The organism is Corynebacterium sp. ACRPZ (assembly GCF_022346205.1).
In the GTDB taxonomy this organism is placed as follows: Bacteria; Actinomycetota; Actinomycetes; order Mycobacteriales; family Mycobacteriaceae; genus Corynebacterium; species Corynebacterium lehmanniae.
The window spans coordinates 23,314-35,629 of sequence record NZ_JAKRMR010000004.1; the positions used below are offsets into that span (position 1 = coordinate 23,314).

General features: G+C 67.3%; 12 protein-coding genes. 2 read left to right on the forward strand and 10 right to left on the reverse strand.

All coding sequences use genetic code 11. The features are described from left to right. The first annotated feature begins 6 nt into the window (after window positions 1–6). Both MHX64_RS03735 and MHX64_RS03740 read left to right on the forward strand, forming a co-directional pair. Complete coding sequence (locus MHX64_RS03735; RefSeq protein ID WP_239355984.1) at window positions 7–1,104, forward strand: S-(hydroxymethyl)mycothiol dehydrogenase; 1,098 nt, start codon at window positions 7–9, stop codon at window positions 1,102–1,104. Further along, window positions 1,105–1,725: an MBL fold metallo-hydrolase gene (locus tag MHX64_RS03740; protein ID WP_239355982.1), complete on the forward strand. Its 621-nt coding sequence runs from the start codon at window positions 1,105–1,107 to the stop codon at window positions 1,723–1,725. Here MHX64_RS03740 and MHX64_RS03745 read toward each other — a convergent pair. Genes MHX64_RS03745 through MHX64_RS03790 form a run of 10 tightly spaced genes read right to left on the reverse strand, consistent with a single transcriptional unit; the run spans window position 1,722 to window position 12,313 of the window. Beyond that, window positions 1,722–2,075, reverse strand: coding sequence for a DUF2304 domain-containing protein (locus MHX64_RS03745; RefSeq protein ID WP_239355980.1), 354 nt, complete (start codon window positions 2,073–2,075; stop codon window positions 1,722–1,724). The two genes, MHX64_RS03740 and MHX64_RS03745, sit on opposite strands and share 4 nt — an antisense overlap. Continuing rightward, window positions 2,072–2,761, reverse strand: a complete 690-nt coding sequence (locus MHX64_RS03750; RefSeq protein ID WP_194560087.1) for a glycosyltransferase family 2 protein — start codon at window positions 2,759–2,761, stop codon at window positions 2,072–2,074. Before MHX64_RS03750 ends, MHX64_RS03745 begins: the two co-directional genes overlap by 4 nt. A gap of 13 nt (window positions 2,762–2,774) precedes the next feature. Beyond that, on the reverse strand, window positions 2,775–3,572 hold the full coding sequence (locus MHX64_RS03755) for a glycosyltransferase (protein WP_239355978.1): 798 nt from the start codon (window positions 3,570–3,572) through the stop codon (window positions 2,775–2,777). Between the two features lie 2 nt (window positions 3,573–3,574). Then, window positions 3,575–4,438 carry a glucose-1-phosphate thymidylyltransferase RfbA gene (rfbA, locus tag MHX64_RS03760; RefSeq protein WP_239355976.1) on the reverse strand — a complete coding sequence of 288 codons (864 nt, stop codon included), beginning with the start codon at window positions 4,436–4,438 and terminating at the stop codon, window positions 3,575–3,577. 15 nt (window positions 4,439–4,453) lie between these two features. Next, on the reverse strand, window positions 4,454–5,782 hold the full coding sequence (locus MHX64_RS03765) for a sugar nucleotide-binding protein (RefSeq protein WP_239355974.1): 1,329 nt from the start codon (window positions 5,780–5,782) through the stop codon (window positions 4,454–4,456). A 1-nt stretch (window position 5,783) separates the two neighbouring features. After that, on the reverse strand, window positions 5,784–6,767 hold the full coding sequence (gene rfbB, locus MHX64_RS03770) for a dTDP-glucose 4,6-dehydratase (RefSeq protein WP_239355972.1): 984 nt from the start codon (window positions 6,765–6,767) through the stop codon (window positions 5,784–5,786). A gap of 6 nt (window positions 6,768–6,773) precedes the next feature. Next, a complete protein-coding gene (locus MHX64_RS03775) occupies window positions 6,774–7,952 on the reverse strand; it encodes a hypothetical protein (protein ID WP_239355971.1) in 1,179 nt (392 codons plus the stop codon). Further along, complete coding sequence (locus tag MHX64_RS03780) at window positions 7,949–9,196, reverse strand: M1 family metallopeptidase (protein ID WP_239355970.1); 1,248 nt, start codon at window positions 9,194–9,196, stop codon at window positions 7,949–7,951. Before MHX64_RS03780 ends, MHX64_RS03775 begins: the two co-directional genes overlap by 4 nt. 11 nt (window positions 9,197–9,207) lie before the next feature. Beyond that, on the reverse strand, window positions 9,208–11,193 hold the full coding sequence (locus MHX64_RS03785) for a prolyl oligopeptidase family serine peptidase (protein WP_239355969.1): 1,986 nt from the start codon (window positions 11,191–11,193) through the stop codon (window positions 9,208–9,210). A 1-nt stretch (window position 11,194) separates the two neighbouring features. Then, on the reverse strand, window positions 11,195–12,313 hold the full coding sequence (locus tag MHX64_RS03790) for an alpha/beta hydrolase family protein (RefSeq protein WP_239355968.1): 1,119 nt from the start codon (window positions 12,311–12,313) through the stop codon (window positions 11,195–11,197). Window positions 12,314–12,316: the final 3 nt, after the last annotated feature.

A 12,316-nucleotide genomic window follows, 5' to 3' on the forward strand; every position in this document is an offset into this window, starting at 1 on the left:
GGGGACATGACACAGACTGTTCAAGGCGTAATCGCCCGCGAAAAGGGCGCCCCGGTCGAGGTCGTGGACATTGTGATCCCCGAACCCGGCCCCAACGACGTCGTGGTCAAGGTCCAGGCCACCGGCGTGTGCCACACGGACCTGGCCTACCGCGACGGCGACATCGAGGACGCGTTCCCGTTCCTCCTCGGGCACGAGACGGCCGGCGTCGTGGAAACGATCGGCGAGGACGTCACCCACGTCCAAGAAGGCGACTTCGTGGTGCTGAACTGGCGCGCGGTGTGCGGCGAGTGCCGCGCCTGCCGCAAGGGCGACACGAAGAACTGCTTCAACACCCACAACGCCTCGCAGAGCATGACGCTTGACGACGGCACTCCGCTCACCCCCGCCCTCGGCATCGGCTCGTTTGCAGAGAAGACCCTCGTGCACGAAAAGCAGTGCACGAAGGTCGACCCGGAGGCCGACCCGGCGGCGGCCGGCCTGCTCGGCTGCGGCATCATGGCCGGCCTCGGCGCCGCGGTGAACACCGGCGACGTGCAGCGCGGCGAGTCCGTGGTCGTCTTCGGCCTCGGCGGCGTCGGACTTGCGGCTGTGGCCGGTGCGGCGTTGGCGGGGGCGACGACGGTGGTGGCTGTAGACGTCGATAAGCGAAAGTGCGACGTTGCCACCGAGAAGTTCGGCGCCACCCACGCCATCTGCGCCAAGGACATGAGCGAGGACGAGGTGATCGAGGCCGTGCGCGAGCTCACCGGCGGCTTCGGCGCCGACGTCGCCATCGACGCGGTGGGTATCCAGCCCACCTGGCGCCAGGCGTTCTACTCGCGCGATTTCGCCGGCCGCATGGTCATGGTCGGCGTGCCCAACCAGACGGACCACGTGGACATCCCCGCGATCGATCTGTACGCCCGCGGAGGCTCCATCAAGCCGGCCTGGTACGGCGACTGCCTGCCGGAGCGCGACTTCCCCACGTACGTGGAGCTGTACAAGCAGGGCCGCTTCCCGCTGGGCGAGTTCGTCTCCGAGCGCATCGGCGTCGGCGACATCGAGGAATCCTTCGAGAAGATGAAGCGCGGTGACGTGCTGCGAAGCGTGGTGGAGTTCTAAATGCGCATCGACAACGTCGTCACCTCCGGCCTGTTCAAGCTCGACGGCGGCGAGTGGGAGGTGGACAACAACGTCTGGATCGTCGGCGACGACTCCGAGGTCTACATCATCGACGCCGCCCACAACGCCGAAGCCATCGCTGAGGCGGTGGGAAACAGGCGCGTGAAGGGCATTTTGGCCACCCACGGCCACTCCGACCACGTCGACGCCGCGCCCGAGCTGTCGCGGCTTGTGGACGCCCCGGTGTACCTGCACCCCACCGACGGCTTTTTGTGGCAGCGCCAGAACCCGGGCGCGCACTACCGCCAGCTTCTCGACGGCGCCACGTTCACCATCGCCGGCACCGACCTGCGTGTGATGTCCACCCCGGGCCACTCACCGGGCTCCGTGGTCATCTACGCCGAAGAAGCCGGTGAGTTGTTCTCCGGCGACACCCTGTTCCAGGGCGGGCCGGGCGCGACGGGGCGGTCGTTCTCCTCCTTCGACACCATCATCCACTCCCTGCAGAAGTCCGTGCTGGACCTGCCGGCGGAGACGGTGGTGCGCACCGGCCACGGCGACCACACCACCATCGGCGCAGAGGCGCCGCACCTGGAGGAGTGGATCCGCCGCGGTTTCTAGCGCTGCTGGTTAGCGTCGCCCGCGTCCGGCGCCTGCGCGTTCTGCAGCGCGACGGCGCGGGCCAGGCGCGCGTAGCGCAACTCCTGCTCGCGGAAGCGCGTCCACGTGGAGATGGTGACGAAGAAGAACGCTACCACCAGCACGTACAGCATCAGGTCGGTGCCGCGGGCCACACCCAGCCAGTTGGCAACCACCGTGACATCGTCGGGGCGGGCAATCGCCCACACCGCCGCCACCATCATGAGGGCGAAGCCGATTTTTACCCAGGCTTTGGCGTTAGCTTTTCGTCGATTAGCAAAGAAGTACCAGGCCAACGCAACGATAGCGAGCAGCAACAACGCTTGAATCATGGCAACCTCCTTGCAACGAGCCCGTCGGCGAGGATGTTCACGCCGTTGATCAGCGACTGGCCCTTCGACATCGAGTACTCCGTGTAAAGGATGTCCACCGGCTCCTCGTCCACGCGCCAGCCGTGCTTGTCAATCATGGAGACGATCTCCGAGGCGTGCGACATCCCGTTCATGCGGATGTTCATCTCCTCGGCCACCCTGCGGTTGAACGCTCGCAGCCCGTTGTGGGCGTCCGTGAGCCCGAGCTTCTTCGTGCGCGGCGACAGCATCACCACCGTCTTCAACACCGCGCGCTTGATCCACGGCACTTGTGAGTTCTCCTGGCCGGCAAACCGGGTGCCCACGATGATGTCCAACGGCTCTGTGCGCAGCCGCTCGATCATCCGCATAACGTCTTTGACCTGGTGCTGGCCATCCGCGTCGAAGGTGACAAAGTATTTCGCGCCGGGTTGGGCGCGGGCGTACTCCACGCCGGTCTGGATTGCCGCGCCCTGCCCCAGGTTGACCGGGTGGTCCACCAGGTGGGCGCCTGCGGCGCGGATCTGCGCGGCCGAGTCGTCGGCGGACCCGTCGTTGACACCCACGATGTTGGGGAACGTCTCGCGCGCATTCGTGAGCACGTCGAAGATGACCGTGCCCTCGTTGTAGCAAGGCACGATCAGCCAAGTGTCTGAAAATCCGCTCATATCGCCCGTTAGGTTACTCCCCACGGTGGAACAAAGCGGCGTACACGCGCCGGAGCAAACCTGTGGGTAGCGCGCGGTATGCGGTGCGCGCCGCCAGGTTGAACGCCGCCCGCGGGCGCGAAACAAGGCCGTAGGCGACCAGGTTGCGCTGCATCTGCACTTCCGCGGCGAGCATCTCGCGGCCGGTGCGGCGGGAAAACTGCGCGTCGGTGACCTGGAAGTCCGTCAGCGCTTCCGGCAGGTTGCGCACGTGCCAACCGCCGGCGATCAGCCGCGCGTAGAGGTCGTAGTCCTCCATGAAGTGCACGTCCCGGTAGCCGCCGACCTCCTTGACCGCCCGGGTGCGCAGCATCACCGAGGGGTTGTTCACCGGCGAGTTCATCTTCGCGTACGCGTGCGGGTTTTCCGGCAGGGCGCGCACCTTGCCGGTGTCGCCGGGGGTTTCCGCGAATTCTTCGACCGCGGTGCCTAGCGCGCCAACTTCCGGGTGCGCCTCCAAATACTCCAGCTGCCGGGCGAAGCGTGTCGGTTTCGCGGCGTCGTCGGAGTCCAGCCGTGCGGTGTAGTCGGAATCGATCGTGGCAAGGCCAGCCTGCGACGCCGGGCCCGCGCCGACATTCTCAGGCAGCCGAATCACCCGGGCATCTTGCTTCTCGACGACCCTCCGGACCCCCTCCGACACCGGCCCGTCCGCCACAATGACCAGCTCGTCCGCAGGCCGCGTCTGCGCCGCCAGCGAATCGAGGGCACGGACCAGGTCGTGTTCGTCGGTGCCGTGGTAGACGGTCACCAGTGCGGTAATCGTGGCCATGGTTAGTCCCTTGCTGCGTCGATGAGGTAGCGGCCGTAGCCGGATTTCAGCACCTGCTCGCCCAGGGCCTCCAACTGCGTGGCGTCGATGAAGCCCTCGCGGTACGCCGCCACCTCCGGTGAGCCGATGACGGTGCCGGTGCGCTTTTGCAGCACCTCCACGTAGGCGCTGGCCTCGCTCATGGAGTCGATGGTGCCGGTGTCCAGCCACACATCACCCCGGTGCAGGCGGTGCACCTTCAGGTCGCCGCGGCGCAGGTAGGCCTCGTTGACGGAGGTGATCTCCAGCTCGCCCCGCGCCGAGGGGGTGATGGATTTGGCAATGTCCACAACATCGTTGTCGTAGAAATACAGCCCCACCACGGCGAAGTTAGACTTCGGAGCCTCCGGTTTCTCCTCGATGGACAGCGCGGTGCCGTCCGCGTCAAACTCGACCACGCCATAGCGCTGCGGGTCCGAGACCTCGTAGGCGAAAATCGCCCCGCCGTCGATGTCGCGCACCTGGCCGAGCGCCTCCGAGATGCCGCTGCCGTCGAAGATGTTGTCGCCGAGCACCAGCGCCACCGAGTCGTCGCCGATGAACTCCTCGCCGATCAAAAACGCCTGCGCCAGTCCCTCCGGGCGGGGTTGTTCGGCGTAGTGGAGCATGATGCCGAGGCGTGAGCCGTCGCCAAGCAAACGCTCGAAGTTCGGCCGGTCCTCCGGGGTGGTGATGATCAAAATCTCCCTGATACCCGCGCTGATCAGCGTGGATAGCGGGTAGTAGATCATCGGTTTGTCGTAGATGGGCATGAGTTGCTTCGAGATGCCCTGGGTGATCGGGTACAGGCGCGTGCCCGAGCCGCCGGCGAGAATGATGCCCTTCATGAGTGGGAAGTCTAGTTACCGCAGCGCCACATACAGCGCCAGCGCCGCGCGCCAGTTCGTCGGGTTGAAACCTGTGGCTTTGATTTTGTCCAGCGCCAGGGTGGATTCGCGGGGGCGTGGCGCCTCAACGCCGAATTCGGCGCCGTACTGCTCAGTGGTCACGGGGTGGACGTCCGCCGGGTCGCCGCCGACGGCGATGAACACGGCCATGGCGATCTCGTCGCGGGTGACGGCGTCGCCGTCGGAGGTGATGTTGTACACGCCGTACTCGGCACCGGTGTCGAGCAGGTGCGCGATGCCTTTGGCCAGGTCCTCGGCCCAGGTGGGGCGGCCGCGCTGGTCGCAGACCACCTTCGGCGCCGCACCTTTCGCCGCGAGGTCGGCCATGACGGACATGAAGTTGCGGCCGTCGCCGAACACCCAGCTCGTGCGCACCACGTAGTGCTTGCGCGCGACCTGCGCGGCGGTGTCGCCGGCGGCCTTCGACGCGCCGTACGCGCTCAGCGGCGACGGCGCCTCAGCCTCGTCGTGCACCTCGACGTTGCCGTCGAAGATGTAGTCGGAGGAGACATGGACGAGCGTGAGGTCGTCCTCATTGCTTATCGACGCAAGCTCCGCCGGTGCCGCCGCATTCACCCTCCATGCCCCGGCCCGGTCGTCCTCCGCGCCGTTGACGTCGTTGTAGGCGGCGCAGTTCACAATCGCCCAGTAGTCCGCCCAGTCAATGCCGGCGCGTTTCGCCGCGTCGGCGGCGCAGCAGATGTCGAACTCGTCGTGGCCCACGAAGTGGGCTTCGGTATCCGACCAGATTTGGCGCAGGGCGCGTCCGAGCTGGCCGTTGGCGCCGGTGACGAGGATGCGGCGTGGGGGCAGCGCTGTGGCGTCGATAAGCATGGGATGCTCGAGGTCTTTGGCGGACAGCTCGGTGGGCTCGAGCGGCCAGTCGATCTCCTTGTAGGAGCAGAACGCGCCGCCGGGGGAGTAGCGCTGGTTGACCAGGTAGATGTAGGTGGTGTCGTCCTCGAGCGCCTGGAAGCCGTTGGCCACGCCGCGGGGGACGAACACGGCGGTGTCCGGGCCGATCTCGCAGGTGAACTTCTCGCCGTACGTGGCGGAGCCTTCGCGCATGTCCACCCACGCGCCGAACACGCGGCCGGTGGCCACGGAGACCCACTTGTCCCACGGCTCGGCGTGCATGCCGCGGGTCGCGCCGCGCCGGGCGTTGAAGCTGACGTTGTGCTGCTTCGGGGTGAGTTTTTGGCCGGACCAGTTCTCTTTGAACCAGCCGCGGTTGTCCTCGTGGACGGTGAGCCGGTGAACCTCGAGGCCGTCGATGGTGGTCATTTCACTGTCCCCTTTCCGCGTACCCGCGTTCAATGCCTGCTTTGTCGTTTTCCCACCACCAGCGGTTGTCGGTGTACCAGGCGATGGTCTGCTCCAGCCCGCTGCGCAGGTCCGTGTGCTGCGGTTGCCAGCCGAGCTCGCGGCGCAGCTTGGTGGCGTCCATGGTGTAGCGCTGGTCGTGACCGGGGCGGTCGGCGACGTGGACGTATTCGCCGCCCATGAGCTCGCAGATGGTCTCGATGACCTGCTTATTCGTGACGTGAGCGTCGCCGGGGTTGCTCGCGCCGATGTTGTAGGTCTCGCCGATGCGCCCGCGCTCCAAGATGGCCAGGACGGCGTCGTTGTGGTCGTCCACATGGATCCAGTCGCGCACCTGCGCGCCGGTGCCGTAGAGCTTGGCGGGCTGGCCGGTGAGGATGTTGGTGATCTGGCGGGGGATGAACTTCTCTATGTGCTGGTAAGGCCCGTAGTTGTTGGAGCAGTTCGAGATCGTCGCGCGCACCCCAAACGAGCGCACCCAAGCGCGCACGAGGTGGTCGGAGCCGGCTTTCGTTGCCGAGTAGGGCGAGGAGGGGTTGTACGGCGTGGTCTCGGAAAACGCGTCCGTGCCGCCGAGCTCCAAATCGCCGAAGACCTCATCGGTTGAGATGTGGTGCAGGCGTTTGTCGAACTTACGCACCGCCTCCAGCAGCGCGAATGTGCCGTTGATGTTGCTGTGCACGAACGCGGACGGGTCCCTCAGTGAGTTGTCGTTGTGCGATTCGGCCGCGAAGTGGATGACGGCGTCGGTGGCGGACACGAGCTCGTCGATGAGCGGTTGCTCGCAGATGTCCCCGCGCACGAACTCAATGCCCTCCGGCAGGTTCGCGCGGTTGCCGGCGTAGGTGAGCTTGTCCACGACCACGACGCGGTAGCGCTCGGACGCCATGCGCGCGAAGTTCGACCCGATGAAACCGGCGCCGCCGGTGACCAGCAAAGACTCCATATCCGGCTACCTTACAAGGCCCGCCAGGTGCACGAGCGCGCCGACGATCGGCCCGGCGAACAGCGCCACCACAACCGTTGTGGCGACGCCCCACGGCGCGAGGAACAACACGGCGAACGCGGTGGCGGTGGCGGCGAGCCAGCCGGCGACGTAGAAGGCGTGGCGCTCTAAAGCGAGCACGGCCACGCCGGTGATCATGAGCATGCCCATGAACGCGGAGGCGAAGGTGAGCAGGCCGAGCGTGAGCCCGTCGACAAACAACTCCGGTTTGTACGCCACCCGCAAAATCCACGGGCCGATCAGCCAGGCGGCCGCGAAGCCGATGAGGCCGACGCCCATGATCGCGCCGACGGGCGCGGCGAGCGCCCTGTAGACGGTGCTGCGGCGCTCCACGAAGCGCACCACCAGCGCCGATTGGAAACGCTGCAGCGGCACCAGCACCGGCGCGCGGGTGAGCATGACGGCGTTGTTGATCGCGGCGACGGCAGCGCCAGCAGTCGCCGCGGGGAAGGCGGCGGAGGCGGCGGTGGGAAAGCCCGTGATCAGCGCGGCCGACGCCCCGGAGGCCACCATGGCGGAGCCGACGCGGCGCACAAACGCCCCGCGGTCCACGTCCAGCTGCACGCGCACCGGCGCCAGCGCCAGGACCACCGCCCAGCTCAGCGCGCCGATGACGGTGATGGCCAAAAACTCCACCAGCCCGCCGCCGAGCGCCCACACCACGACCGCAAGCACGAGGCGCACACCGGAGTCCAGGGCGACCAGCGCGGCGTAGCGGTTCCACAGCCCGGAGCCGCTCAAGATGCCGGAGAGCACCGCCTGGAAGGCGTAGCTGAGCAGGCCGAACGCCAACAACCCCGTGGCGGTGCCCGGGTGGGCGGGCACGATGCGGCCCATGGTGAAAAACCCCACCAGCAGCACCACTGCAGCTAGCGCCGCGCCGATCGCCGCGCCGAGCTTCCACGGGTTAGCGCTGCCACGCACCTGCGTCTCGCGCGAGGCTGCCACGGCGCGGGTGGTTTCCTGCGTGATGCCGTCGATGAGCCCGGTGCAGGCGAAAAACAGGCCCCAGTAGGCCAAAAAGGAGTTGTAGCCGTGCTCGGCGTCCAGGGCCCAGCTGGCAATCCACATGACCACAAAGCCGCTGGCCGCGGCGAAGATGGTGGCCAGGGAGAGGTTTTTCACGGGCACTCCGGAAGCTCGGGGTGCTGGATCCACGCGTCCAGGATCGGGGAGATGTCCACGCCCTGGCGCTTAAACGCGTTGACCAGGTCGAAGGTCTCCACGATGCCGTGGGCGTTGGTGGCCACGTAATCGCGCACCGCGTTGAAGAACACGGCGTCGCCGAAGGCGCGGCGCAGTGCGTGGAGGGCGATGGCGCCGCGTTTGTACACGCGGTCGTCGAACATGTCGCGCGGGCCCGGGTCAGCGAGGGTGAACCGCATGGGCGTGATTTTGGCGTAGTGGGTGCGCACGGAGGCGTCGATAGGCATTTGCCCCGTAAAGTCCGCCCACAGCCACTCGGAGTAGCAGGCGAAACCTTCGTTGAGCCAGATGTCCTCCCACTGCGCGATGCCCAGCGAGTTGCCGAACCACTGGTGCGCCAGCTCGTGCGCGATGAGGCGCTCGTTGCCCTGCAGGTGGTTTACGCCGAAGATGGATAGCCCCTGGGCCTCGAGCGGGATCTCCAGCTCATCTTCATGCACGACCACCTGGTAGTTCTCAAACGGGTAGGGGCCGAAGACGGTTTCGAAGTAGTCCAGCATGGCCTGCTGCTTGTCCAAGTCGCCCACCTGGGTCGCCGGCGGCAGCCACGCCACGGTGTTGCGGCCCAGATCCACGCGGTGGAACTGGCCCACCTGCACCGTGGCCAGGTAGGTGGCCATGGGGCGGGCGGTGGTGTTGGTCACCGCCACGTACCCGCGGTCCGCGCGCACGTTGAAGGTGTAGGTGGCCTTCTCGTCCGGGGTGTCGTCGCAGGGGAACCAGGACGGCGCGCCGTCGGGCTGGTTGGCAGTCAGCGCGCCGTTTTCCAGCTCCTCCCAGCCCAGCATGCCCCACGCGGTGCGGCGGGGGCGCGGGGAGCCGGCGTAGCGGATGGTCAGCTGCAGCTCCGTGTCCACCGGGATGAACTGGTCGAAGGTGATGCGCAGCTTGCCGCCGTGGTGGCGGTAGCGCTTGATTTCAAAGCGTCCGGATACCTCCACGCGGCGCACCGACAGGCCCTGGGTGAGGTCGAGGGTGAGGTGGTTTAACTCCCGCCAGGTGCTCAGCGTCAGGGTCGCAGTTGCTTCGAGACGGTTCGGGGCAACCTTGTAGTCAAAATCCAGGTCGTAGTGCGTGACGTGGAACCCCAGGTTGAACTCCACGCCGGTGTAGCGGTCGCGGGTGCCGGGGATGGGTGTGGAGCGAAGCCTCAGGTTTCTCATCGCCGGGAAGTCTACGCCAGGGTGTTGCCGATCTTGTCGTCGATCCACAGGTAGATCAACGCTTCCACCCGCGACACCTGTGCATTATCGGCGGCACCTGCGTGACCGCCTGCGGTGTTTTCGAAGTAATCCACCGGCTGGCCAGCCCGCCACAGCGCGAGCGCGAAGGTGCGGGCGTGGGCGGGGTGGACGCGGTCGTCGCGCGTGGAGGTGGTCACCAGCGCCGGCGGGTAGGCCACTTCCTCGCGCGGGCGGACGTTGTGCAGCGGTGACCAGGTTGCAATCGCGGCGCGCTCTTCGGGGTTGTCCGGGTCGCCGTACTCCGCCATCCAGGAAGCGCCGGCGGACAGGGTGTGGTAGCGCAGCATGTCCGTCAGCGGCACCTGGATCACCGCCGCCCCGAAGCACTCCGGGTACTGCACCAGCGCGCCGGAGGTGAGCAGCCCGCCGTTCGAGCCGCCACGGATGGCAATCTGCGCAGCCGTGGCGTAGCCGCGGGCGACGACGTCCTCGAGCACCGCCTTGTGGTCCTCCCACACCTTGTGGCGGTTGGTCTTGACCACCTGCGAGTGCCACTCGGGCCCGAACTCGCCGCCGCCGCGCAGGTTGGGCTGGACGTAGAAGTTGCCCTGCTCCAGCCACGCGATGCCGCGCACGTTGGAAAACGCGGGCGTGAGCGAGACCTCGAAGCCGCCGTAGCCTCCCACCAGCGTGGGGCGGGGGCCAAGGGAGAAGTCGCCGGTGATGAAGTACGGCAGGCGCGTGCCGTCGGCGGAGGTCACCCAGTGCTGGCGGGTTTCAAGCCCGCTCGTGTCGAAGTGGGCGGGGGCGTGCTTGGCTTCGGTGAGCGCGCCGGAGGCGTCGCCACGCAACAGCGTTGTCGGCGTGGTGAAGGAGGAGGCGGCGACCCAGAACTCGTCCCCGGCGAGCGGGCTTGCGGCCACCACGTGGGCGCTCGCGGCCTCGGGCAGGGTGAGCTCGGTGCGCTCCCAGGTGCCCAGCGTGACGCGGGAGATGCTGGTGGCCACGTCCACAAGGCAGGCGATAAGCAGCGCATTTTCGGTGAACGTGATCGCTTCGACGGTCGCGTCCTGCTCCAGCACGGTGAAATCGCGGTCGCCTTTGTGGAACGCGTCGAGGCCGATTACGCCGAGGGCACCCGCGGGCACGCCCGCGTACTCGGTGCGCGGCTGGATGAACAGCCACTTCCGGTGGGGGACGGCGTCGCAATCGTCCGGCACGTCGAGGAACTCGCCGTCCACCCACGTGCGCGAGGTGTAAAAATCGAGCGCCCGCGTGACGACGGTCCTCTGGTCTACCACGTCATAGCCCGCCCCGACGGCCACGTCGTCGGGCTCGCCGGTGAAGATGACGGTCTTGTCGCCGCCGCGGGTCCAGCGCGCCACCTGCATGGGGTAGCCGGAGTTGGTGACCGTGCCCGGGCCTTCGTCGGTGCCCACCAGGATGGTGTCGCGGTCTACCCAGCTGACATCCGTTTTCGCCTCGTCGATGGTGAAGCCGCCCGCTGCTGCATCGACGAAGGTGCGGGTTTCAAGGTCGAACTCGCGCACCATCACCGCGTCCGCGCCGCCTTGCGACAGGCGGATCAGCGCCCGGTCCCAGCTCAGCGGCAACACGGTTGCGCCCTTGTACACCCAGTCCTCGTCTTCGTCGGCGGCCAGCGCATCGACGTCGAGGAGGACCTCCCATTCGGTTCCGGTTCCCTCCTCGCCGAGGGACGAGGCGAGGAACGAGGCGAGCGTCGTGCGGCGCCACAGCCCGCGCTCGTGCTCGCTGTCGCGCCAGAAGTTGTACAGGTACTCGCCGCGCCGGGTGACAAACGGGATCCGGTCGTCCGAATCCAAAGCGGCGCGGATCCGCTTACGTAGCGCGGCCGAATCGAGCCGCGCTTCTGTCGCGTCGGACCACTCCCGGGCCCATTTCAGGGCGGGGGCGGCCGTGAGGTCGTCGAGAAGCTTGGGCTCGATGTCGCGCACGCTAAGCCCCCAGAGCAGGCTTGATTGTGGTGTGCCAGGCGTGGTCCATGTCCTCGGTCCAGTACGGCCAGGAGTGGGTGCCCACGTTGCGCAGCTCGAAGTGCGCCGGGATGCCCAGGCCGTCCAGCTTGGCCTTCAGATCGTGGGTGCACTTGTTCACCGCGGCCTCGATCACGCCGCCTTCGACCTGCAGCACGCCCGAGCCGAGCTGCGCCGCCGGCATCGGGGCGCCCTTGCCCAGCAGGTAGCTGACCTGGTCCGGGTGGCCCGCCAGCCCCGTGCCGGAGGAGACGTACAGGCGGGTGCCGCGCAGCTTCTCCGCGCCCAAAAGCGCGTCGTTGTAGCGGTTGTACGGCCCGTTCATCGGCCCCCACATCATCTCCGGGGTGACCGTTTGGAAATTCGGGTTGCCCGCGCGGTTGACGGTCACGCGCGCGAAATTGTAGCCGTGCGGCGAAGACGTGGACGCGCAGCCGGAAAACGCCGCCACGGCCTGGTACATCCCCGGGTTATGCTCCGCGAACAGCAGGGCAGAGGTGGCGGACATGGACAATCCGGTTACGGCGCGGCGGCCGTTGGCGCCCACCACGCGCTCGATCGGACCGGGAAGCTCCTTGGTCAAAAACGTCTCCCACTTCTGCGGGCCGTTGACGTAGTCGGAGGCGACGTCCGTTTTCACCCAGTCCGTGTAGTAGGAAAACGCGCCGGCCTGCGGCACCACCACGTTGACGCCCTTGCCGGCGAAGTAGTCCTTCACCGGGTAGAGCTTCAGCCAGTCCTGGTTCTGCTCCGCGCCGCCGGCGCCGTTGAGCAGGTACAGCGTCGGGGCGTTGCGCACGCGGTTGCCGGCGGCGTTGGTGGCCGGCACGACCGCGACCGGGATGTCGCGGCGCATGGAGGGGGAGTACACGTTGTAGGACAGCACCGTCTTGTGGTCCACCTGGTTGACCCACTCCTGCGCCTGGCCGGTGCGGGTGATCAGCGGCGGATTCGTTCGCGCGTCCCACGCCTTCACAATGCCCTCCTGGCCGGCCGGTTGTGCGGAGGCCGCCGGTGCGCCGGTGCATGCGAGGGAGACTGCCGTAAGGGCGGCAAGCGCCGCCGCCTTGATCTTCTTCATCTG